Here is a 23,070-nt window from a genome sequence, read left to right on the forward strand (position 1 = left end):
AGGTTTAGTGATGACTATTTCTGTTAGCTACGATTCGATCCTGAGTGATGTAACCGTCTCGGAATACCTGAGCGCTTGGGCGCTGGGCTTCAATACAGCCGGTCACGGCAGCAGCAACACCGGTGGCTTCAGCAACGGCTCACTCGCCGGTGACCAGTACGCTACCCACGGCGCCAACAGCTCCGACTACGCCTTCATTGCCGACAGCGACACCAGCAATGGCCTGCACTATGTATTCAATCCACTGCTGCCAGCGAGCAGCAACCAAAACCACTTCCTGTGGGGCGAGCTGGATAACGTTCAACTGGGCACTGGTCTGGGCGGCGGCAGCGGCAGCGACTTCAGCCTGACCGACTTCAAGGTCGCCTTCAACGGCCTCGACCTGAGCGCAGCGTCGGATGCCGGTCGCGTCGGTAACGAGGTCCAGAGCGTGATCTACGGCCTGATGCAGGGCAACACGTCCGCGTTGGAAACCGTTCTCGCTGACCTGCTGGGCGCAATCGGCGAAGACCTCAACAGCACCTTCGACGAGATCAGCGCCGCTGTCGCCAGCCATGCCGCATCCTCGGCCACCACCGACGTTGCGCTGGTGGGTGTGCAAGACGTGGCACAGGACTGGGCACTCGCCGCCTAACGCCTTCGCTGCATGAAAAAAGCGAATGGAAGATCGCTCTCCCATTCGCCGCATGACACACCGCCGTCGCCCAAGCCGTCTAACTCTTCCGGCGACGGCGGTGCCAAATTCTGCGCAGCGTCGTATCGCCTGTCAACGCGGCGACCTTGCACGTTTAACCCCACGAGAACCTCCAGATGCGCCACGCCGGCAACGAAACCCTGGCCGCCCTCACGGCCTATAAAAGTGGCTTCTTCAACATCGGCCTGTTCTCGGCGGTGATCAACCTGCTGATGCTGGCCCCGGCGCTTTACATGTTGCAGGTGTACGACCGAGTGCTGGCTTCGGGCAATCAGATGACCCTGTTGATGCTAACGCTGATGATCCTCGGCCTGTTCGGCCTGATGGGCGCATTGGAGTGGGTGCGCAGCCAAGTGGTGATCCGCCTCGGCACGCAGATGGACATGCGCCTGAACCAGCGGGTGTACGACGCCGCGTTCGAGGCACAACTCAAGGGCGGCACCCAGGCGGCGGGGCAGGCACTGAATGACCTGACGACGCTGCGCCAGTTCGCTACCGGACAGGCGTTGTTCGCGTTCTTTGATGCGCCGTGGTTTCCGGTGTACCTACTGGTGATCTTCCTCTTCCATCCTTGGCTCGGAATGCTGGCGCTGGGCGGCGCGGTGATTTTGATCGCGCTGGCGTGGATCAACCATCATGTGAGCCAGGCGCCGATGGCCCAGGCCAGCCAACTGTCTATCAGCGCGAGCCAGCAAGCCACCGCCAACCTGCGCAATGCCGACACCATCGAAGCCATGGGCATGCTTGCCACGTTGCGCGGGCGTTGGTTCAACCAGCACCAGGCGTTTCTCGCGCAGCAGAACCTGGCGAGTGAAAAGACCGCCGCTGTCAGTGCCTGGTCCAAGGGCGTGCGCCTGGCGTTGCAGTCGCTGGTGCTTGGCCTGGGCGCGTTGCTGGCGGTGCAGGGCGACATCACGCCGGGGATGATGATTGCCGGTTCCATTCTGATGGGCCGGGTGCTCACCCCCATCGACCAACTGATCGGCGTGTGGAAGCAATGGGGCTCGGCGCGCCTGGCCTTTGATCGGCTATCGAAGATGTTGGCGGACAACCCCGCGCGCCCGGCGCGCATGAGCCTGCCGGCGCCCAAGGGGCAATTGAGCGTCGAGCAACTCAGCGCCTGCGCCCCCGGCAGCCGTCGGCCGGCGTTGGCTAATCTGGGCTTCAACCTGCCAGCGGGTGACGTGCTGGGGGTGATCGGGCCGTCAGGCTGCGGCAAGTCAACCCTGGCGCGGGTGCTGGTGGGCGCCTGGGCTCCACTGGCCGGCAAGGTGCGCCTGGACGGCGCCGACCTGACCCAATGGGACAAGCAGCAACTCGGTCCGCACATCGGCTATCTGCCCCAGGACATCCAACTGTTTGCCGGCAGCATCGCCGACAACATCGCGAGGTTTACCGAGCTGGATGCCGACAAGGTCCTCGCCGCCGCGCAGATGGCCGCTGTACACGACCTGATCCTGCAACTGCCCCAAGGCTATGACACGCAGTTGGGGGAGGGCGGCGCAGGCTTGTCCGGCGGCCAGAAACAACGGGTGGCCCTGGCGCGTGCGCTGTACGGTTTGCCCGCGCTGATCGTGCTGGATGAACCCAACGCCAACCTCGATGAAGTGGGCGAGCAGGCCCTGCTCCAGGCCATCGCCCAGCTCAAGCAGCAGCGTCGCACCGTGATCCTGATTACCCACAAAGCCAATGTGCTGAGCCTCACTGACCAATTGCTGATCCTCAAGGACGGCCAGTTGCAGGCCTTCGGTCCAACGACGCGGGTGTTGGAGGCGCGGCAGAAACCGGCAGTCAGCAAACCAGTGTCGACCATGAGCATGAGTTACCGCCTCGGCGAAGGAAAACAGGCATGAGCATGAGCAAACCGATGCTGGTCAGCGACGCATCCCATAACGTGCTGGCGCTGGATGACAAAAAATATTCACGCCTGGGCTGGCTGCTGGTGCTTGGCGGATTTGTCGGGTTTATCGGCTGGGCCGCGCTGGCCCCTCTGGACAAGGGCGTCGCGGTGTCGGGCAAGGTGATGGTTTCGGGCCATCGAAAAACCGTTCAGCACCCTACCGGCGGCATCGTCGAGCGTATCGAAGTGCGCGACGGTGAGGTGGTCAACGCCGGCCAAGTGTTGCTGCGCTTGAAAGAAACCCCGTTGCGCGGGCAGATGCAGTCGCTGCGCAGCCAGTACCTCGCGTCCTTGGCCACCGAGGCGCGGTTGAATGCCGAAAGCGAAGGGTTGCCTGCGATCACCTTCGGCCCTGAACTGCTGAATGAGCCGCAGGCTACCAACACCCTGAATCTGCAACGGCAACTGTTCAACAGCCGCGCCCAGTCGCTGGCCACCGAGCAACAAGGCCTGCGCGAAACCATCGCCGGGGCCGAAGCGCAGTTGCGCGGCACGCGGGATTCCCAAGCGAGCAAACTGCAGCAACGGGCGGCGCTCAATGAGCAACTGCAAGGCCTGCGCGAACTGGCGCGGGACGGTTATATCCCGCGCAATCGCCTGCTCGACAGCGAGCGCCTTTACTCGCAGATCGACGGCACCATCGCCGAGGACTATGGCCGCATCGGCCAGTTGCAGCGTCAGGTTTTAGAGCTGCGCCTGCGTATCCGCCAGCTCGGCGAAGACTTCCAGAAAGACCTGCGCAGCCAGTTAGCCGAAACCCGCACCCGCAGCGACGACCTGCGTAATCGCCTGGCGTCGGCCGAGTTCGAACTGGCCAACAGCCTGGTCCGCGCCGCGGCGTCCGGCGTGGTGGTGGGGTTGGACGTGTACACCGAAGGCGGCGTGATCAAGCCCGGTCAGGCGCTGATGGACATCGTGCCCCAGGGCGAGCCGCTGTTGGTGGAAGCGCGGGTGCCGGTGCAGATGGTCGACAAAGTGCACCCCGGTTTACCGGTGGAACTGCTGTTCTCGGCCTTCAACCAGGCCACCACGCCGCGGGTGGCGGGTGAGGTGACATTGGTATCCGCCGACCGCCAGGTCGATGAACGCACCGACGAGCCTTATTACACGTTGCGTGCCCAAGTCAGCACGGCGGGTATGCAGCAACTCGCCGGCGCACAGATCCGCCCCGGCATGCCGGTGGAAACGTTCATAAAGACCGGTGAGCGGTCGATGCTCAACTACCTGTTCAAACCTTTGCTGGACCGCACCCATATGGCCTTGGTGGAAGAATGAAGGCGCTGCTGTTTACCTTGTGCGTGAGCTTTACACCGGCTGCGCAGGCCCTGGGGTTGTTGGATGCGTACGACCTGGCGCTGCGCAATGACCCGACCTTTCAGGCCGCCATCCAGGCGCGTGAGGCCGGTGAAGAGAATCGCGTGATAGGTCGGGCGGCGTTGCTGCCGAATCTGTCGTGGAGCTACAACAATTCGCGCAACGAGTCGCAGGTGACCGCAGGTGATGTCACCAGCGACCGCGACTACCGCAGCTATGCCTCGACCCTGACCTTGCAGCAACCACTGCTGGACTACGAAGCCTACGCGCGGTTTCGCCAAGGCACGGCCCAGGCGCTGATGGCCGATGAGCGCTTTCGCGGCAAAAGCCAGGAACTTGCGGTGCGGGTACTCAGCGCTTATAGCCAGGCGTTGCTGGCCCAGGAACGCATCGAGTTGAGCCGCGCGCAGAAACGCGCATTTGCCGAACGCCTGCAACTCAATGATCGCCTGCTCAAAGGTGGCGAGGGGACACGTACCGATGTCCTGGAAACCCAAGCGCGCCTGAGCCTCGCCCAGGCTGAAGAAATCGAATCCCTGGATGCCCAGGACAGCGCCCTGCGAGAGTTGGAAGCCATCGTCGGCCAACCGCTGCAGATCGAAGAACTGGCGCCGCTGACCCGTCAATTCGATATCCCGCCCCTGGAGCCGAACCGTTTCGAGACCTGGCGGGAAATGGCAATGGCCAACAATCCGGAGCTTAAATCCCAGCATCACGCGTTGGACGTGGCGTCTTACGAAGTGGAGCGCAAACGCGCCGGGCACATGCCCAAGGTCAGCCTGTACGCCAGCAGCCGCCAGACCCGTTCCGATTCGGAAAGCAGCTACAACCAGCAGTACGACACCAACAGCGTCGGCATTCAGGTCAGCTTGCCGTTGTTTGCCGGCGGTTCGGTGTCGGCTTCTACTCGTCAGGCGGGCAATCAGTTGAGCCAGGCCCAGTACGAACTGGACGCGCAAACCTCGGCCACGCTGGTGGAGTTGCGCAAGCAGTTCAACCTCAATACCAGCGGCGCGGCAAAAGTGCGGGCTTATGAAATGGCCGTCAGCTCCGCCACGGCACTGGTCACCGCGACGAAGAAAAGCGTCAGCGGAGGCGAGCGCGTTAACCTCGACGTGCTCGACGCCGAACAGCAACTGTTCACCGCCCGCCGCGACCTGGCGAACGCTCGACATGCGTATTTGCTGGCCAGGATTCAGTTGAAGTATTACGCGGGACTGCTCAGCGAGCAGGACTTGCGGGCGTTGGCGGGGTATTTCCAACCTTCGGCCTGACAACGCTATTTGCCAATACACCAAGCCAATGTGGGAGGGGGCTTGCCCCCGATAGCAGTGCGTCAATCAGCAAACCTTCAACTGACCCACCGCCATCGGGAGCAAGCCCCCTCTCACATGTTGAACTGCTACCAGCCTTGGAATTACCGACGAGTCAGCAACACCCCGGATTCCATATGGTGCGTCCATGGGAACTGGTCAAACATCGCGCATTGCGTAATGCGGTGCGTGTCATGCAACTGCGCAATGTTCGCCGCCAACGTCTCCGGGTTGCAGGAGATGTAGAGAATGTTGTCGAAGCGACGGGTCAATTCGCAAGTGTCCGGGTCCATGCCGGCCCGGGGCGGGTCGACGAAGACGCTGCCGAATTCGTAGCTCTTCAGATCGATGCCCTGCAGGCGACGGAACGGGCGCACTTCATTCAGCGCTTGGGTGAGTTCTTCGGCAGAGAGTCGCACCAGCGTGACGTTATCCACCGCGTTTTCATCGAGGTTGCTCAGGGCCGCACTCACCGAGGTCTTGCTGATTTCGGTGGCCAGCACTTTGCGTACGCGGGTGGCGAGCGGCAGGGTGAAGTTGCCGTTGCCGCAGTACAACTCCAGCAAGTCATCCGGGCGATCGCCCAAGGCTTCGTATGCCCAGTTGAGCATCTTCTGGTTCACCGTGCCGTTGGGCTGGGTGAACGCGCCTTCGGGTTGGCGGTAGCTGAAGGTGCGCCCGCCCACGTCGAGTTTTTCCACCACGTAGTCGTGGCCGATCACATCGCGCTTGCCCTTGGAGCGGCCGATGATGCTGACATTCAAATCAGCTGCCAGCTTGTTCGCCGCCGTGTGCCAATGCTCGTCCAGCGGGCGGTGATAACACAGGGTAATCATCGCATCGCCGGCCAGGGTGGTGAGGAACTCCACCTGGAACAGCTTGTGGCTCAGGGCGGCGCTGGCTTGCCAGGCGGCCTTGAGTTGCGGCATCAACTGATTGATGCGTTGGCTGGCAATCGGGAATTCTTCGATCAGGATCGGCGTGCGCTTGTCGTCCTGGGAGAACATGGCGTAGTGGCGATCTCCGCCTTCGCGCCACAGGCGGAACTCCGCCCGCAGGCGGAAGTTCTGCAGCGGTGAGTCGAATACCTGTGGCTCGGGCGCGTCGAACGGCGCCAGCAGGTCACGCAAGCGCGTGACCTTGTCTTGCAGTTGAACGGTGTAGCTTGCGGCGTCAAAAGTCATGCGTTGAACCAGCCCAGCTTGATCACGAACAGAATCGACAGAATCACCAGCGCTGGGTTCAGCTCACGGTAGCGGCCCGAAAGCAGCTTGATGGCGGTCCAGGCGATGAAACCGAAGGCGATGCCGTTGGCAATGGAGTATGTGAAGGGCATCGCCAGGGCGGTGACCACCACCGGCGCTGCAACAGTAATGTCATCCCAGTCGATTTCTGCCAGGCCCTGGGTCATCAGCACCGCCACGAACAGCAGTGCCGGCGCCGTGGCAAACGCCGGTACGCTGGCGGCCAGTGGCGAGAAGAACAGCGCCAACAGGAACAGGATCGCCACCACGATGGCGGTCAAACCGGTACGGCCACCGGCGCTCACGCCCGCGGCGGATTCGATGTAGCTGGTGGTGGTCGAAGTGCCCAGCAGCGAACCGGCCATGGCGGCGGTGCTGTCGGCGATCAGGGCGCGGCCCATTTTCGGCATGTGGCCGTCCTTGCTCATCAGGCCGGCGCGCTTGGCGACGCCGATCAGGGTGCCGGAGTTGTCGAACAGGTCAACGAACAGGAACGCGAAGATCACGCTGACCAGGCCGATGTCCAGTGCGCCTTTGATATCCAGCTGCAGGAAGGTTGGGGCCAGCGAAGGGGGCATCGAGGTCACGCCGCCAAACGGGGTCACGCCCAGGACGATGGACGCGATAGTGACCGCAAGAATGCCGATCAGCACCGCGCCGCGTACGGCCAGGGCTTCCAGTGCGACGATCAGCACAAAACCGAGGGTGGCGAGGATCGGGGCCGCTTTTGTCAGGTCGCCCAGACCTACCATGGTGGCCGGGTTGCTCACCACGATTCCGGCGTTGTGCAGGGCGATCAACGCCAGGAACAGGCCGATACCGGCGGCAATCGCCGAACGCAGAGGAAGCGGGATGGCGTTGATGATCCACTCACGGATGCGGAAGATCGACAGCAGGAAGAACAGCACCGCCGAAATAAACACCGCACCCAGCGCCACTTGCCAGGTGTGGCCCATGTGCAGCACCACGGTATAGGTAAAGAAGGCGTTGAGGCCCATGCCCGGCGCGAGTGCGATCGGGTAGTTGGCGATCAGGCCCATCACGGTCGAGCCGATGGCCGCCGCGAGGCAGGTCGCGACAAATACCGCGCCCTTATCCATGCCGGTTTCGCCGAGGATGCTCGGGTTCACGAACAGGATGTAGGCCATGGCCAGGAATGTCGTGATGCCCGCGAGAATCTCGGTGCGCACGTTCGTGTTGTGTGCCTTGAGTTGAAACAGCTTTTCCAGCATGCCTGCTCCCTGTGACGCTATCTTGCGTCGTGATTTGTTGACCTCTAAGTCAAAGCACAAACTGCGCCAAACGCCTGTGGTTTCAGAGAGGATCGGAAAAAGCGGCGCATCATACCAGCAGCCGAGGCTGTATGGCGCATGGCCTTGAGGCATACTGCGCCGACGTTCAATACCGGGTCATCGACAGCATGAGAAAAGCCAACGCGTGGAGTCTAGCCCTGATCCCTTGTCTCGGCCTGTGGCTGGGTGCGGCACCGGTCTGGGGCGCGACTGCACCGGCCTTGAGCGAAGTGCGCGTGTTCAAGGTCGAATCGGCCAAGTGCACCGAAACCATTCCAGAGCGCACCAGCACCACGCAGATGTGCACGCACCGAGGGCCGACCAAGGTGTCGGTGATGGAAGTGGGCCTGGGTAACAACCCGGTCGGCCTCTTCAACGGCGCGGTGCTCAACGGTCAGCGCACGCCGGTGTGTCAGGTCGGCAACGTCAGCCAGGCCTGCGCTGGCGGGGGCACCTTGATGGGCTACATCTATGTGTTTGACCTGAATGTCGAAGCCCAAGGCTGGTTCGAATACAGCAACTCATCGATCAATCCCCCGCGAAACACCTTGAAGACCCTGCTCAATATCCGCTGATCAATCATCTTGAACGCTCAAAACCCCGGGAAGTCGTACCCCTGAGACGGCGACTTTCCTGAACGCCGCGGATGTACACCAACCCGTGAGGTGTTTATGAGCGCGACCCCCAATGGCGCGGCGGCCCAACCGTTCGTCGCCCACTCCATACGCTTGACCCTCAATGGCCAGGATCGTCAGTTGGACGTATTGCCCTGGACCACGTTGTTGGACTTGCTACGGGAACAACTCGACCTGGTCGGCAGTAAAAAAGGCTGCGACCACGGCCAATGTGGTGCCTGCACCGTCCTGCGCGATGGCAAGCGCATAAACGCCTGCCTGACCCTGGCCGTGATGTGCGATGGCGCCGAGCTGACCACCATCGAAGGCTTGGCAACGGGCGACCAGTTGCACCCCATGCAGCAAGCCTTCATCAAACACGACGCCTTCCAGTGCGGCTACTGCACGCCGGGCCAGATCTGCTCCGCCGTCGGCCTGGCCAATGAAGGCCGTGCCCACGACACTGCACAAATCCAGGAATTGATGAGCGGCAACCTGTGCCGCTGCGGTGCCTATACCAATATCCGCGATGCCATCAAAGACGGCCTGGGAGGTGAGCAATGAATCCCTTCCACTACAGCAAACCTGTCGACGTACAGGAGGCCGTGCACCTGACCAGCGGCGCATCGCGTTTTATTGCCGGTGGTACGAACCTGTTGGACCTGATGAAAGAAAACATCAGCCGTCCCGAACACCTGATCGATATCACCGGCCTGCCACTGCATGGAATTGAAGAAACCGCCGATGGCGGCCTGCGGATCGGCGCGCTGGTGAGCAACGCCGACCTGGCCTGGCACCCGCTGATTGAAGAGCGTTACCCGCTGCTGTCCCAAGCCATCCTCGCAGGTGCTTCGCCGCAACTGCGCAACATGGCCAGTACCGGCGGTAACTTGCTGCAGCGCACCCGTTGCTACTACTTCTACGACGCCACGGTGCCGTGCAATAAACGCGAACCCGGCAGTGGTTGCCCGGCCCGCAGCGGGTTGAACCGTATCCATGCGATTCTTGGCGCCAGCGCGCAGTGCGTGGCTACTCATCCGTCGGACATGTGCGTCGCCTTGGCTGCGTTGGAGGCGCGGGTGCATGTGGAGGGACGCGGCGGCGCACGGGTCATCGAGTTCGCCGACTTCCATCGTCTTCCTGGCGATACGCCGCAGCGCGACAACCTGCTGGCCGACGATGAGCTGATCACTGCAATTGAATTGCCCGCCGACCATCTGGCACGTCACAGCCACTATTTGAAGATTCGCGATCGCGCGTCTTACGCGTTTGCCTTGGTCTCAGTCGCCGCCGCCCTTGAACTGGACGGCGACACTATCGTTGACGCTCGCCTGGCCCTCGGCGGCGTGGCCCACAAACCCTGGCGTGACCGCGCGGTAGAGGCCGCGCTGATTGGTCAGACCGTCAGCCGCGAAACCTTCAGCAACGCCGCCGACGTGCTGCTGCAAGACGCCGAGCCGCTGGAACATAACGGCTTCAAGATCAAGCTCGCGCGCCGCGCAATTATCCGCGCGCTGAGCGACGCCGCCGTTGCAGGAGAACAGCCATGACCGCTATCGGTAAACCCTTGAACCGTGTCGACGGTCTGCTCAAGGTCACAGGCCAGGCACGGTACGCCGGTGAGTTTCCTGAGGCTGGCCTGCTTCATGGCAGCGTGGTGTCCAGCACCATCGCCAAAGGCCGTGTTATCAACATCGACGCGTCCAAAGCGTTAGCGCTGCCGGGTGTGGTGGATGTTATCCATCATCTTAACCGCCCGAAAATCGCCAGCTATGACGATGCCTTCGCCGATGACGATGCGGCGGATGGCTCGCCGTTTCGCCCGCTGTACAACGACCGCGTGCTCTACAGCGGCCAGCCCCTGGCATTGGTCATCGCCGATAACCTGGAGTTGGCGCGACACGCCGGCTCGCTGGTGCATATCGACTATGAGTGCGAGGGCTTCGAGACCGATCTGCTCGCCCAGCAGGAACTGGCCTATCCCTCGCCGCAAACCCCGCCCAAGCCGCGCGGTAACTTCCAGGCTGAATGGTCCGGCGCGGCCATCAGCCTCGATCTGCACTACAGCACACCCATCGAACACCACAATCCGATGGAGCCCCACGCCAGCACCGTGCTGTATCAGCCGGATGGCACCCTGCACATCCATGACAAGACTCAGGGCCCGCAGAACTGCCAGGCCTATGTGCAAAAAGTCTTCGGCCTGGATAAAAGTCAGGTGCGCATCTTTGCTGCGTTCGTCGGAGGCGCCTTCGGCTCTGGTCTGCGCCCGCAGTACCAATTGCCTTTGGCGGTGATGGCGTCTCTGGCGCTCAAGCGTTCGGTGCGGGTCACCCTGACGCGCCAGCAGATGTTCACCTTTGGCTACCGCCCGCGCACCCTGCAGCGTTTGCAGATGGGCGCCGCCGCCAACGGCCGTTTGCTGGCGCTGGGGCATACCGCGATTGGCCAGACCTCGCGCTTTGAGGACTTCAGTGAACACGTGGTGGAATGGAGCGGCATGCTCTATCACTGCGACAACGTGCAGCTTACTTATAAGTTGGTGCCGCTGGATGTCTTCACGCCCCTGGACATGCGCGCGCCAGGCGCCGCGTTGGGCGTGATTGGCCTGGAATGCGCCATGGATGAACTGGCCTGCGCCCTGGGCATGGACCCGGTGCAACTGCGGCTGATCAACTACGCCGAACGCAACCAGAACGAAGATAAACCCTGGTCGAGCAAAGCCCTGCGCGAGTGTTACCGCGAAGGCGCCGAGCGTTTCCGCTGGAAGCAGCGCAACCCGGAGCCGCGCAGCATGCGCGACGGCCGCCAGTTGATCGGTTGGGGCATGGCCGGCGGGGTGTGGGAGGCCATGCAAATGAAGGCCAGCGCCAAGGCGCGTATTGATTCGCTGGGCAAATTGACGGTCAGTAGCGCCACCACCGACATCGGCACCGGTACGTACACGGTGATGACTCAGATCGCGGCCCAGGCCAGTGGCGTGGCTGTCGACGATGTCAATTTTCTACTCGGTGACTCGTCTTTACCCACCGCGCCGTTGCAGGGTGGATCGTTTACCGTGTCCTCAGTGGGCACTGCCGTGCAGCAAGCCTGCGAAGCGTTGACGGCCAAACTGCTGAGCATTGCCCGCCAGACTTACCCGGTGTTCAAGGACGCCGAGTCCGTTCGCTTTGAAGACGGCCAACTGCACACCGGTGACGTGAGTGTGTCGCTGGCGCAGTTGGTCAAGGACAGTGGCGAAGACGTATTGGAAGTGCAGGTCGACAGCGAGCCGGACAAAAAACGCGAGGGTTACGCCACCGCCACCCACTCGGCGGTGTTCGTCGAGGTCCAGGTGGACGAAGACCTGGGAACAATCAAAGTGCGGCGTGTGGTCAGCGCGATTGCGGCCGGGCGCGTGGTCAATCCGAAGATGGCCCGCAGCCAGATTCTCGGCGGGGTGGTGTGGGGAATCGGCATGGCATTGCATGAAGAAACCCAGATCGACCATCAAATGGGGCGCTACATGAACCACAGCCTGGCCGAGTACCACATCCCGGTGAATGCCGATATCGGCGAGATTGACGTGGTATTTGTCGAAGAGCACGACGAGATCGTCAATGCACTAGGTTCCAAGGGTGTTGGCGAGATCGGCATTGTCGGGGTAGCGGCGGCGGTAGCCAACGCGATTTACCATGCCACCGGCAAGCGGGTGCGGGAGTTTCCGATCACCCTGGATAAGGTGCTCTGACGCGGTCCAGCAAACATTGAAGATCCAAACGTGGGAGGGGGCTTGCTCCCGATGGCGGAGTTTCAGTCCAAGCATAAGTTGGCTGATCCACCGCTATCGGGAGCAAGCCCCCTCCACATTGACCTTATTGCCACATTGAATCACGCAGCGGGCTTGATGCTTTCCTCCACCGGCACATGCATACGATCCCGATTCGCCAGTGTCGGGAACAGTTTTATCCACACTTCGGTTACCACCAGCGTACCGATTCCGCCCATGACCACGGCGGGCACGGTGCCGAACCAGTGCGCAGTGATACCGGACTCGAACTCGCCTAACCACCGGCAAGCGGGTGCGGGAGTTTCCGATCACCCTGGATAAGGTGCTCTGACGCGGTCCAGCAAGCATTGAAGATCCAAACGTGGGAGGGGGCTTGCTCCCGATGGCGGAGTTTCAGTCCAAGCATAAGTTGGCTGATCCACCGCTATCGGGAGCAATCCCCCTCCCACATTGACCTTATTGCCACATTGAATCATGCAGCGGGCTTGATGCTTTCCTCCACCGGCACATGCATACGATCCCGATTCGCCAGTGTCGGGAACAGTTTTATCCACACTTCGGTTACCACCAGCGTACCGATTCCGCCCATGACCACGGCGGGCACGGTGCCGAACCAGTGCGCAGTGATACCGGACTCGAACTCGCCTAACCACCGGCAAGCGGGGGCGGGAGTTTCCGATCACCCTGGATAAGGTGCTCTGACGCGGTCCAGCAAGCATTGAAGATCCAAACGTGGGAGGGGGCTTGCTCCCGATGGCGGAGTTTCAGTCCAAGCATAAGTTGGCTGATCCACCGCTATCGGGAGCAAGCCCCCTCCCACATTGACCTTATTGCCACATTGAATCATGCAGCGGGCTTGATGCTTTCCTCCACCGGCACATGCATACGATCCCGATTCGCCAGTGTCGGGAACAGTTTTATCCACACTCCGGTTACTACCAGCGTACCGATTCCGCCCATGACCACGGCGGGCACGGTGCCGAACCAGTGCGCAGTGATACCGGACTCGAACTCGCCTAACCACCGGCAAGCGGGTGCGGGAGTTTCCGATTACCCTGGATAAGGTGCTCTAACGCGGTCCAGCAAACATTGAAGATCCAAACGTGGGAGGGGGCTTGCTCCCGATGGCGGAGTTTCAGTCCAAGCATAAGTTGGCTGATCCACCGCTATCGGGAGCAAGCCCCCTCCCACATTGACCTTATTGCCACATTGAATCATGCAGCGGGCTTGATGCTTTCCTCCACCGGCACATGCATACGATCCCGATTCGCCAGTGTCGGGAACAGTTTTATCCACACTCCGGTTACCACCAGCGTACCGATTCCGCCCATGACCACGGCGGGCACGGTGCCGAACCAGTGCGCAGTGATACCGGACTCGAACTCGCCTAGCTGGTTGGACGCGCCGATAAACAGCCCGTTGACCGCACTGACCCGGCCGCGCATTTCATCCGGCGTCTCCAACTGCACGAAGGAGGCGCGAATGACCATGCTGATCATGTCCGCCGCGCCCAGCACTACCAGCACCGCCAGGGAAAACCAGAACGAGGTGGACAGGCCGAAAGCAATGGTCGCCACGCCGAACACGCCGACAGCGGTGAACATTACCCTGCCAACTTTGCGGTCCACCGAAAAGCGCGCCAGCCACAACGACATCAACAGTGCGCCCACCGCCGGTGCCGAACGCAACAGGCCCAGGCCCCAGGCGCCGGTCAGCAGGATGTCCTTGGCGAACACCGGCAGCAACGCGGTGGCGCCGCCCAGCAGCACGGCGAACAGGTCCAGGGAGATAGCGCCGAGGATGTCCGGGCGGCTGCGGATAAAACGGATGCCGGCCAGCAGCGAATCCAGGGTGGCCTTGCCTTTGTTCAGCGGGGTCTGGCGGGCGGGCAGGTTGAGGGTCAGCACGCAGGCGATGATGTACAGCACCACCGTGGGGCCATACACCCAGACGCTGCCGAACGCATAAAGCAAACCGCCGAGCGCCGGGGCGACGATGGTGGCCAGTTGCTGGGCCGACTGTGAAGACGCCACCGCACGCGGGAACAGCGCACTGGGCACGATGCTCGGCAGCAGCGCCTGGGTGGTGGGCAATTCAAACGAGCGCGCGGCACCGAGCAGGAAGGCGAGGATAAAAATCATCTCGCGGGTCACGTTGCCGGTCAGGCCGCCGATGGCCAGGGACAGGGCAATCAGCGCCTGTACGGTCTGGCAGATGGCTGCGACTTTGCGCCGCTCGTAGCGGTCGGCCACGTGTCCGGTGTGCAGCATGAACAGCACCCGTGGCACGAACTCCACCAACCCGACCAGACCCAAGTCCAGCACATTGCCGGTCAGTTGGTACAGGTTCCAGCCGATGGCCACGGTGAGCATCTGGAAGCCGCTGGCAGTGAAAATCCGTGCCAGCCAGAACGCGATGAAAGGGCGGTGATGACGCAACAGCAACACGGGTTCACTAGGCATCGGGAATTCGGGTCGAGGCGAGAGGGAGCCGCGAGATTAGCATTAAGTTGTAACAGATAGTTGCTAGAGCTGGGCTGAGGCAGTCTGTCACGCGGCAAAAGACCACATAACTGGACACAGAAAATGGGACTACTCTTTCAGTAATGCTTGATCCAGATCAAAACCTCCGTGGGGATTGATCTGGCGGCCGCAAGGCCAGAATCCCTACGTGGCTGGTAAAAAAAGAAACGAATTGAAATTCGCCACACTCCATATCCGTGGGGGCAGTGGGTGCAGGCTTCCGCCAGCAGCCGGTATTACCTGACAGAGGAAGACTTATGTTCGGTTTGGAGGCGCTAGATCTCGCCCGAATTCAATTCGCGTTCACCATCTCGTTCCACATCCTGTTCCCGGCGATCACCATCGGCCTGGCCAGTTACCTCGCGGTGCTGGAAGGCTTGTGGCTCAAGACCCACAACGACACCTACCGTGACCTCTACCATTTCTGGTCGAAGATCTTTGCGGTCAACTTCGGCATGGGCGTGGTCTCGGGCCTGGTCATGGCGTATCAGTTCGGCACCAACTGGAGTCGCTTCTCGGACTTTGCCGGCGCCGTCACCGGGCCGCTTCTTACCTACGAAGTGCTCACCGCCTTCTTCCTTGAGGCCGGTTTCCTTGGGGTGATGCTGTTCGGCTGGAACAAGGTCGGGCGCAAGCTGCACTTCTTCTCCACCGTGATGGTGGCCGTGGGCACGTTGATCTCGACCTTCTGGATTCTGTCGTCCAACAGCTGGATGCAGACGCCACAAGGCTTTGAAATCATCGATGGCCGGGTGATTCCAACCGACTGGTTCGCCGTTGTCTTCAACCCATCGTTCCCTTACCGCTTGGCGCACATGGCCACAGCCGCCTTTGTTGCCACGGCCTTCTTTGTCGGTTCCTCGGCGGCGTGGCACTTGCTGCGCGGCAAGGACAACCCGGCGATCCGCACAATGCTCTCGATGGCGATGTGGATGGCGCTGATCGTGGCGCCTATCCAGGCGGTGATCGGTGACTTCCACGGCCTCAACACCCTGAAGCACCAGCCGGCAAAAATCGCGGCGATTGAGGGCCACTGGGAAAACAAAGGCAATGAGCCGACCCCGCTGATTCTGTTTGGCTGGCCCGACATGAAGGCCGAAAAAACCAAATACGCGGTGGAAATTCCTTACCTGGGCAGCCTGATCCTGACCCACTCCCTGGACAAACAAGTGCCAGCGCTCAAGGAGTTTCCGCCTGAGGACCGTCCCAATTCGACCATCGTGTTCTGGTCGTTCCGGGTCATGGTCGGCCTGGGTTTCCTGATGATCTTCACCGGTCTGTTCAGCCTGTGGCTGCGTCGCGGCGACAAGATGTACACGTCCAAGCCGTTCCTGTACCTGGCGCTGTGGATGGGCCCGTCCGGCCTGATCGCGATTCTTGCCGGTTGGTTCACCACCGAAATCGGCCGCCAGCCGTGGGTGGTCTACGGGTTGATGCGCACGGCGGATGCTTCATCCGGGCATAGCCTGGCGCAGATGACGATTACCCTGGTGTTGTTCGTGGTGGTGTACTTCGCGCTGTTCGGCGCCGGCTTGGGCTACATGATGCGCCTGGTACGCAAAGGCCCTGTGACCCACGAAAGTACTGAACCGACCCACGGTGGCCCTGGCCAGAAACGCACACCGGCCCGTCCGTTGTCGGCTGCCGATGACGGCAACGATGACGACCACGTCGACATCCAGCACAAGGGGCATTGAGATGGGTATTGATCTTCCGCTGATCTGGGCCGTGATCATCATCTTCGGCATCATGATGTACGTCGTGATGGACGGCTTCGACCTCGGCATTGGCATCCTCTTCCCGTTTATTCCGGGCAAAGTCGACCGCGACGTGATGATGAACACCGTCGCCCCGGTTTGGGACGGTAACGAGACCTGGCTAGTACTCGGTGGCGCAGCGTTGTTTGGCGCCTTCCCGCTAGCCTATTCGGTGGTGTTGTCGGCGCTGTACCTGCCGCTGATCCTGATGCTGATCGGGCTGATCTTCCGTGGCGTGGCCTTCGAGTTCCGTTTCAAGGCCAAGGACCACAAGCGCCACCTGTGGGACAAGGCGTTTATCGGCGGTTCGCTGACGGCCACGTTCTTCCAGGGCGTAGCGTTGGGGGCGTTTATCGACGGGATTCCGGTGGTGGACCGCCAGTTTGCCGGTGGCTCACTGGACTGGCTCACACCGTTCACGATGTTCTGCGGCGTGGCGCTGATCGTGGCCTATGCCTTGCTCGGCTGCACCTGGTTGATCATGAAAACCGAAGGCCCGTTGCAGGAGAAGATGCACAACCTGGCGCGGCCCTTGGCATTCGTTGTGTTGGCGGTAATTGGCATCGTCAGTATCTGGACGCCGCTGGCGCACCCGGAAATCGCGACGCGCTGGTTCACCCTGCCGAACCTGTTCTGGTTCCTGCCGGTACCGATCCTGGTGCTGGTGACCATGTACGGGTTGATCCGCGCGGTGGCGCGTAATGCCCACTACACGCCGTTCCTGTTGACGCTGGTGTTGATTTTCCTCGGCTACAGCGGCCTTGGGATCAGCCTGTGGCCGAACATCATTCCGCCTTCCGTATCGATCTGGGACGCGGCCGCACCGCCGCAAAGCCAGGGTTTCATGCTGGTGGGTACGCTGTTCATCATCCCGTTCATCCTGGGCTACACCTTCTGGAGCTACTACGTGTTCCGCGGCAAGGTCACCCACGAAGACGGCTATCACTAGGAGGGTTGTGGCATGTCCGGCAAACCTACGTTGCACGAAATTGAAGAGGGCGAGAAACAGCCGTTGTGGCGGCGTCTGGGGTGGCTTGCGATGATCTGGACCGGCAGTGTGCTGGCACTGTTCGTCGTGGCCAGCCTGATGCGCATGTTCATGAATGCGGCCGGCCTGACTACCCACTGACATCCCGATCCGGGCTTTGCGGCCCGGTTTTCAAGCCCTGCTTTTTCCTTTGGAAAGGCAGGGCTTTTTTTATTTGCGCGCTTTGAGGATGACGAATTTCGGCGTGGCGGCCACTTGCTCGACACCGCGGAACAGTCGCGCCAATTTGCTGTGATAACCCAGGTGGCGGTTGCCGACTATATAAAGCGCGCCGCCCACCACCAGCGCTTCCCGCGCTTGCTGGAACATGCGCCAGGCGAGGAAGTCGCCGACCACTTGTTGTTGGTGGAACGGTGGGTTGCACAGCACCACATCCAGAGAGTCCGAGGCCTGGCCGGCCAGGCCATCGGCAGCACGCACGATCACCTCCCGTTCGCCGAGGGCGGCTTGCCAGTTCTCAAGGGCTGATTGCACGGCCATGTACGACTCGTCGAGCAAGGTGTAATGGGCGTCCGGGTTTTGCAGCGCGCTGGCAATCGCCAGCACGCCGTTGCCGCAGCCCAGGTCCGCGACGCGCGCACTGCCCAGGCCTTTGGGCAGGTGCGGCAGGAAGGCGCGGGTGCCGATGTCCAGGCCTTCACGGCAGAACACGTTGGCGTGGTTGAGCAGTTCGATAGCGGGTGTTTCAAGCTGATAGCGCGTTGGGTAGGGCGAGACTGCCGCGGGGCGATCTTCCAGAGTGGCAATCAGCAACCGTGCCTTCTTTACCGCAAGGGAGGCGTGCATCGGCCCGATGTAACGCTCCAGCAACTCACCGGCCGCGCGGGGCAGGTGCTTGACCATCGCCCCGGCGATGACCTCTGCGCCGGGTGCCAGTTGGCCTTGCAGGCGGATCAGCTGTTCTTCCAGCAGTGCTAGGGTTTTGGGTACGCGGATCAGGACTCGGTCGAAAGGGCCGGTCGGCACTTGGTGGGCAGGCACGAAAGTCACGCCATCAAACGCCTTGCCATTGCGTACCAGGTTTTTCTCCAGGCCCTGGGCGGCGAGAAACGAGTCGCCGCTGGAGGTGACCTGCATCTGGCCTTCAAGACTGGCCGCCAAGGCACCGAAACTATCATTGAGTACCAGCACGCGTGTCGCTGCACTCGGCTGTTGTCCGGCCAGGTGGCTGAGCAGGTATTCGTCGGCCGCATCGAAGGCTTGCAGCGGATCGTTATGTTGCTCTGGCTGGCGGATCAGATCGAGCTGGGCGAAGGGGCTGTCGAGCAGGGGCATGGCGGGGGAGGCTCTGGGTAATCGATGGGCGGCGGCAGTGACCTGCGCAACCGTCTGAGTGAACTACAGGCGGGCCCCCAAGGGGCCCTGCACTCAGAATTGGGCGTAAATGTTACTTTTTTTCTACGGGGATTACATGCGGTGTTTCAAGGGCGGTTAAAACAGCCCTGCTTTCGAGGCACAGAGCACGGCGGCGATCTTGTTGTTGACCCCCAGCTTTTTGAAGCAACTGCAGATGTGAAAGCCCACGGTACGTTCGGAAAGGCACAGGATGGTGGCAATGTCTGCGGCAGTTTTGCCCATGGCTGACCATTTGAGGATTTCGGTCTCGCGCGAGGTCAATTTTTTCGCAGGGTTGATGCTGGGGCTGGCCGCGTAAGTCTGCGCCACGGCCGCATGCATCGCATGGCAAATCCACAGGACCTGGCCAGCTTTTTCGTAGAGCTCTTCCGGAGTCACGGCACCTTTACTGCGACCCAGGGTAAGCATGCTGAACACACCCTGGAAATCATGCACTGCTTGGGTCCAACCCAGATGCACACCAAACGACTGAGCCAAAGACCACAAGTTGGGTGAGTCTTTAAAGGTTTTTTCCTCCCAAACGATGGGTAACACAGAGCTTTTGCAATGTTTCACCACGGGATCAACGTCAAAAAAGTGCGCCTGGTTGTAAAGGTTGTTCCACTCATCTGGATAGTTATTGAAGCGAACGGGCTTTGTTCGATTGTTGGGTAGGTGTGAACTCATCGTAAAGGAACAGTATTCAAAGCCGAGTGCGAAGGTGTGGTTGAGGGCTATCTCGAAAAGAGTGGTGGCCTCGCTTTCGCCTTCCAGTTTGGGAAGACGTGTATTACGCCAGTTAACCATTGGTAACTCTCCATGTGGGGTCTACAAGACATGGGATACCTCCTGAACTCCCAAATGCACGGAAAGGAGTGTAGGACATTACTTACGGTGCAAGAGGAAAATTTCGCTCTTGAACGCAGAGGGTTTAAGAAGATTTTTTAAGGACGGCAAAAGGGGTGTAACGGCGCTTAGTTGGTTTTTTTCGATTTTTTAGTGAGTTGAATGATCAACTTAGAGTGGGCTTGTAGCTAGAGCAGAGGGACTAATAGCCAATGGGTCGGATTGCCATTAAATTGCCACTACTTAGGGGCTGCGCGATGCCACTACAAACCACCGGTGTTTCCGTGCGCGACTTTGAGGGACACTAGGGCACCTGTAGAACGGAGCCCCCCATGACGGCCAGTGCTGAGAAATTTACCCGCCAGACCTTGCTAGATGTGCAATCGCTGACCCCCAGCCTGTTTACGCTGCGAACCACTCGCGACCCTGGGTTCCGTTTTACTGCGGGTCAGTTCGTGCGTCTGGGCGTGACCAAGGCGGACGGTACTACGGTGTGGCGCGCTTACTCGATAGTTTCCTCGCCGTTTGATGAGCACTTGGACTTCTTCTCGATTGTGGTCCCTGGAGGCGAGTTCACCAGCGAGCTGAGCCGCCTGCGCGTGGGCGATACCTTGATGGTGGAACGCCAGGCTACGGGGTTCCTGACCTTGAACCGGTTCGTCGATGGCCGTGACTTGTGGATGTTGGCGACAGGGACCGGAGTCGCGCCGTTTTTGTCGATCCTGCAGGACTTCGAAGTCTGGGAGAAATTCGAGCGGATCGTGCTGGTGTACAGCGCACGGGAAGCCAAGGAACTGGCCTATCAGTCGCTGATCAAGGAACTGGGTGAGCGTGAGTACCTTGCCGAGTACGCGCACAAACTGACCTACATCCCACTCGTTACCCGCGAGCACCATCCAGGCGCATTGAGCGGGCGCATTACTACCTCGATTGAAAACGGTGAGCTGGAGCGCGCAGCGGGCGTAGAGCTGAGCCCGGAGCATTCCCGCGTGCTGATTTGCGGCAACCCGCAGATGGTTGATGACACCCGCCAGTTGCTCAAGCAGCGTGACATGCAACTGAGCCTGAGCCGCAGGCCTGGGCAGGTGGCGGTGGAAAACTACTGGTAATAAAAAAGGCGCCTCAAGCAGGCGCCTTTTTTTAAGCCGATCCGGGTTAAAGCGGCTTGTCGTTCTGTGCCTTGAGCAGATCGCGGATCTCCCCCAGCAGCAGTTCTTCCTTGGTCGGCGTCGGCGGCAGGCTAGGTGCTACGGCCTCTTCGCGCTTGAGGCGGTTGATGGCCTTCACGCCCATGAAGATCGCAAAGGCGACGATGACAAAATCGATCACGCTCTGGATGAACTTGCCGTAGGCCAGCACGACGGCGGGAACATCGCCTTGGGCCGCCTTGAGGGTGACCGCCAGGTCACCAAAGTCCACACCACCGATCAACAGACCAATGGGCGGCATCACCACGTCGCCGACAAACGAGGAAACAATTTTGCCGAAGGCTGCGCCGATGATGATACCGACGGCCATGTCGACCACATTACCTTTGACCGCGAAGGCCTTGAACTCACTGATCACGCTCATAGGTTATTCCTTGTTACAGATGAGAAGGGTGAAGCACAGTGTAAGTCAGTCGTATAGGGCTTGTGCGACACAACTGTTAATACTGTTAATTTTAATCGACACATTAAAACGCAAATAGTTTGCAAAGTGCCACCAATCGCGCGCGAAATACTCGCTGTTTCAGTGGGTTACCACATTAATTTCTTAATCGCCCTGGTGGGGTTTTTCTATTTATCTTCTGACTCCCAGGTCACTAGCCTCTGGCAAGCACAACTGAATGTGCACTAAAAAAACCAGAGGAAACCTCGATGAACAACCCAATGAGCCGCAGTCCAGTGCTGGCGCGACATGCGCTGTTGCTGGCGACTGCCAGTCTGCTTTCTCTTTCGGTGCAAGCCGCCAACCTGACGCGAGATAACGGCGCGGCCGTCGGCGACAACCAGAATTCGCAAACCGCAGGCGCCAATGGCCCGGTGCTGCTGCAAGACGTGCAGCTCATTCAGAAGTTGCAGCGCTTCGACCGCGAACGCATTCCGGAGCGCGTGGTGCACGCCCGGGGTACCGGCGCCCACGGCACGTTTACGGTGACAGATAACCTTAGCGACCTGACCAAGGCCAAAGTTTTCGCCGCTGGCGAAGCCACCCCGGTATTTGTGCGATTCTCGGCTGTCGTTCACGGCAACCACTCCCCGGAAACCCTGCGTGACCCGCGCGGTTTTGCCACCAAGTTCTACACCGCTGACGGTAACTGGGACTTGGTCGGCAATAACTTCCCAACTTTCTTTATTCGTGACGCCATCAAGTTCCCGGACATGGTGCATGCGTTCAAGCCGGATCCGCGCACGAACTTGGATGACGACTCCCGTCGCTTTGACTTCTTCTCACATGTACCCGAGGCCACGCGCACGCTGACCGAGTTGTATTCGGACTCTGGCACGCCCGCCAGTTATCGGGAAATGGACGGTAATGGCGTACATGCCTACAAATTGATTAATACCAAAGGCGAAGTCCATTACGTCAAGTTCCACTGGAAGAGCCTGCAAGGCATTAAGAACCTTGATCCAAAGCAAGTCACCGAAGTGCAAGGTCGTGATTACAGCCATATGACTAACGACTTGGTCACCCATATCAACAAAGGCGACTTCCCCAAGTGGGACTTGTATGTGCAAGTGCTCAAGCCCGAAGACTTGGCCAAGTTTGAGTTCGATCCGTTGGACGCCACCAAGATCTGGCCGAACGTGCCTGAGCGCAAAGTTGGGCAGATGGTGCTGAACCGCAATCCGGCGAACGTGTTCCAGGAAACCGAGCAAGTCGCCATGGCCCCGGCCAACCTTGTGCCCGGCATCGAACCGTCGGAAGACCGCCTGCTGCAAGGCCGGGTGTTTTCCTACGCCGACACCCAAATGTACCGCCTGGGTGCCAATGCACTGCAACTGCCGATCAATGCCCCACGGGTCACCGTCAACAACGGTAACCAGGACGGCGCGATGAACTTCGGCAAGACCACCAGCGGCGTGAACTACCAGCCAAGCCGCCTGGAAAACCGCGAAGAGCCGCAAACCGCGCGCTACAGCCAGACGGCACTGTCTGGTAGCACCCAGCAGGCGAAGATTCAGCGCGAGCAGAACTTCAAGCAGGCCGGTGATCTGTATCGCTCATACACCAAAAAAGAGCAGCAGGACTTGATCGACAACTTCGGCGGCTCACTGGCCACCACGGATGACGAGAGCAAGCACATCATCCTCTCGTTCCTCTACAAAGCGGACCCGGCATACGGCACCGGCGTGGCCAAGGTCGCGAAGGGTGACCTGGCCCGCGTCAAGGCGCTGGCTGAAAAATTGACTGACTGACATTGGTGACGGTCGACGCGC

19 protein-coding genes and 3 pseudogenes are annotated in these 23,070 nt (G+C 60.4%); 13 read left to right on the forward strand and 9 right to left on the reverse strand.

The window, feature by feature from the left end; genetic code table 11:
- The first annotated feature begins 10 nt into the window (after nucleotides 1-10).
- The 4 genes from AB4N82_RS13890 to AB4N82_RS13905 all read left to right on the forward strand — a co-directional run bounded on the left by AB4N82_RS13890 (nucleotide 11) and on the right by AB4N82_RS13905 (nucleotide 5,182).
- A complete protein-coding gene (locus tag AB4N82_RS13890; RefSeq protein WP_122752971.1) occupies nucleotides 11-634 on the forward strand; it encodes a heme acquisition protein HasA in 624 nt (207 codons plus the stop codon).
- Nucleotides 635-810: 176 nt separating this feature from the next.
- On the forward strand, nucleotides 811-2,547 hold the full coding sequence (locus tag AB4N82_RS13895; RefSeq protein WP_460105058.1) for a type I secretion system permease/ATPase: 1,737 nt from the start codon (nucleotides 811-813) through the stop codon (nucleotides 2,545-2,547).
- The gene (locus AB4N82_RS13900) at nucleotides 2,544-3,869 is read left to right on the forward strand and encodes an HlyD family type I secretion periplasmic adaptor subunit (protein WP_460105060.1); all 1,326 of its coding nucleotides are present in this window, start codon (nucleotides 2,544-2,546) and stop codon (nucleotides 3,867-3,869) included. Before AB4N82_RS13895 ends, AB4N82_RS13900 begins: the two co-directional genes overlap by 4 nt.
- The gene (locus AB4N82_RS13905) at nucleotides 3,866-5,182 is read left to right on the forward strand and encodes a TolC family outer membrane protein (protein WP_032884652.1); all 1,317 of its coding nucleotides are present in this window, start codon (nucleotides 3,866-3,868) and stop codon (nucleotides 5,180-5,182) included. Before AB4N82_RS13900 ends, AB4N82_RS13905 begins: the two co-directional genes overlap by 4 nt.
- A 143-nt stretch (nucleotides 5,183-5,325) precedes the next feature.
- Here AB4N82_RS13905 and trmA read toward each other — a convergent pair whose 3' ends face one another.
- Together trmA and AB4N82_RS13915 are read right to left on the reverse strand one after the other, a co-directional pair.
- Nucleotides 5,326-6,405: a tRNA (uridine(54)-C5)-methyltransferase TrmA gene (trmA, locus tag AB4N82_RS13910; protein WP_122765297.1), complete on the reverse strand. Its 1,080-nt coding sequence runs from the start codon at nucleotides 6,403-6,405 to the stop codon at nucleotides 5,326-5,328.
- Entirely contained in the window at nucleotides 6,402-7,697 is a 1,296-nt protein-coding gene (locus AB4N82_RS13915) for an NCS2 family permease (RefSeq protein ID WP_032884654.1), read from the reverse strand. The genes trmA and AB4N82_RS13915 overlap by 4 nt, the downstream gene beginning before the upstream one ends.
- A gap of 188 nt (nucleotides 7,698-7,885) precedes the next feature.
- Between AB4N82_RS13915 and AB4N82_RS13920 the strand changes: the two genes are divergently transcribed.
- The 4 genes from AB4N82_RS13920 to AB4N82_RS13935 all read left to right on the forward strand — a co-directional run bounded on the left by AB4N82_RS13920 (nucleotide 7,886) and on the right by AB4N82_RS13935 (nucleotide 12,101).
- On the forward strand, nucleotides 7,886-8,332 hold the full coding sequence (locus tag AB4N82_RS13920) for a DUF4879 domain-containing protein (protein ID WP_286818319.1): 447 nt from the start codon (nucleotides 7,886-7,888) through the stop codon (nucleotides 8,330-8,332).
- Between the two features lie 96 nt (nucleotides 8,333-8,428).
- The gene (locus tag AB4N82_RS13925; protein WP_032884655.1) at nucleotides 8,429-8,935 is read left to right on the forward strand and encodes a (2Fe-2S)-binding protein; all 507 of its coding nucleotides are present in this window, start codon (nucleotides 8,429-8,431) and stop codon (nucleotides 8,933-8,935) included.
- Nucleotides 8,932-9,921, forward strand: a complete 990-nt coding sequence (locus tag AB4N82_RS13930) for an FAD binding domain-containing protein (RefSeq protein ID WP_032884656.1) — start codon at nucleotides 8,932-8,934, stop codon at nucleotides 9,919-9,921. Before AB4N82_RS13925 ends, AB4N82_RS13930 begins: the two co-directional genes overlap by 4 nt.
- Nucleotides 9,918-12,101: a xanthine dehydrogenase family protein molybdopterin-binding subunit gene (locus AB4N82_RS13935; RefSeq protein WP_122765298.1), complete on the forward strand. Its 2,184-nt coding sequence runs from the start codon at nucleotides 9,918-9,920 to the stop codon at nucleotides 12,099-12,101. The genes AB4N82_RS13930 and AB4N82_RS13935 overlap by 4 nt, the downstream gene beginning before the upstream one ends.
- Nucleotides 12,102-12,241: 140 nt before the next feature.
- Here AB4N82_RS13935 and AB4N82_RS13940 read toward each other — a convergent pair.
- The 4 genes and pseudogenes from AB4N82_RS13940 to AB4N82_RS13955 form a co-directional block, all read right to left on the reverse strand.
- Nucleotides 12,242-12,430: pseudogene (locus tag AB4N82_RS13940) on the reverse strand (MFS transporter); the annotation flags it as partial.
- Nucleotides 12,431-12,612: 182 nt separating this feature from the next.
- Nucleotides 12,613-12,801: pseudogene (locus tag AB4N82_RS13945) on the reverse strand (MFS transporter); the annotation flags it as partial.
- Between the two features lie 182 nt (nucleotides 12,802-12,983).
- Nucleotides 12,984-13,172 (reverse strand): annotated as a pseudogene (locus AB4N82_RS13950) (MFS transporter); the annotation flags it as partial.
- A 182-nt stretch (nucleotides 13,173-13,354) separates the two neighbouring features.
- Entirely contained in the window at nucleotides 13,355-14,602 is a 1,248-nt protein-coding gene (locus AB4N82_RS13955; protein ID WP_032884658.1) for an MFS transporter, read from the reverse strand.
- A gap of 317 nt (nucleotides 14,603-14,919) precedes the next feature.
- Between AB4N82_RS13955 and AB4N82_RS13960 the strand changes: the two genes are divergently transcribed.
- Genes AB4N82_RS13960 through AB4N82_RS13970 form a run of 3 tightly spaced genes read left to right on the forward strand, consistent with a single transcriptional unit; the run spans nucleotide 14,920 to nucleotide 17,548 of the window.
- Nucleotides 14,920-16,359: a cytochrome ubiquinol oxidase subunit I gene (locus AB4N82_RS13960; protein ID WP_032884659.1), complete on the forward strand. Its 1,440-nt coding sequence runs from the start codon at nucleotides 14,920-14,922 to the stop codon at nucleotides 16,357-16,359.
- Nucleotide 16,360: 1 nt separating this feature from the next.
- The gene (gene cydB / locus AB4N82_RS13965) at nucleotides 16,361-17,368 is read left to right on the forward strand and encodes a cytochrome d ubiquinol oxidase subunit II (RefSeq protein ID WP_032884660.1); all 1,008 of its coding nucleotides are present in this window, start codon (nucleotides 16,361-16,363) and stop codon (nucleotides 17,366-17,368) included.
- A 12-nt stretch (nucleotides 17,369-17,380) separates the two neighbouring features.
- Entirely contained in the window at nucleotides 17,381-17,548 is a 168-nt protein-coding gene (locus AB4N82_RS13970; RefSeq protein WP_081797589.1) for a DUF2474 domain-containing protein, read from the forward strand.
- Nucleotides 17,549-17,617: 69 nt separating this feature from the next.
- Here the strand turns inward: AB4N82_RS13970 and AB4N82_RS13975 are convergent, their stop codons facing one another.
- Together AB4N82_RS13975 and AB4N82_RS13980 are read right to left on the reverse strand one after the other, a co-directional pair.
- A complete protein-coding gene (locus tag AB4N82_RS13975; protein WP_122765300.1) occupies nucleotides 17,618-18,742 on the reverse strand; it encodes a methyltransferase in 1,125 nt (374 codons plus the stop codon).
- Between the two features lie 156 nt (nucleotides 18,743-18,898).
- A complete protein-coding gene (locus tag AB4N82_RS13980) occupies nucleotides 18,899-19,609 on the reverse strand; it encodes a helix-turn-helix transcriptional regulator (RefSeq protein ID WP_122765301.1) in 711 nt (236 codons plus the stop codon).
- Between the two features lie 371 nt (nucleotides 19,610-19,980).
- Between AB4N82_RS13980 and AB4N82_RS13985 the strand changes: the two genes are divergently transcribed.
- Nucleotides 19,981-20,757, forward strand: a complete 777-nt coding sequence (locus tag AB4N82_RS13985) for a ferredoxin--NADP reductase (protein WP_095186240.1) — start codon at nucleotides 19,981-19,983, stop codon at nucleotides 20,755-20,757.
- 46 nt (nucleotides 20,758-20,803) lie between these two features.
- Here the strand turns inward: AB4N82_RS13985 and mscL are convergent, their stop codons facing one another.
- A complete protein-coding gene (mscL, locus tag AB4N82_RS13990) occupies nucleotides 20,804-21,220 on the reverse strand; it encodes a large-conductance mechanosensitive channel protein MscL (RefSeq protein ID WP_032884664.1) in 417 nt (138 codons plus the stop codon).
- 287 nt (nucleotides 21,221-21,507) lie between these two features.
- Here mscL and katB point away from each other — a divergent pair, with 287 nt between their 5' ends.
- Nucleotides 21,508-23,049 (forward strand): catalase KatB, encoded by a 1,542-nt coding sequence (katB, locus tag AB4N82_RS13995; protein ID WP_032884665.1) that lies wholly within the window; start codon nucleotides 21,508-21,510, stop codon nucleotides 23,047-23,049.
- Nucleotides 23,050-23,070: the final 21 nt, after the last annotated feature.

This window comes from Pseudomonas sp. H1_D04 (genome assembly GCF_054683855.1).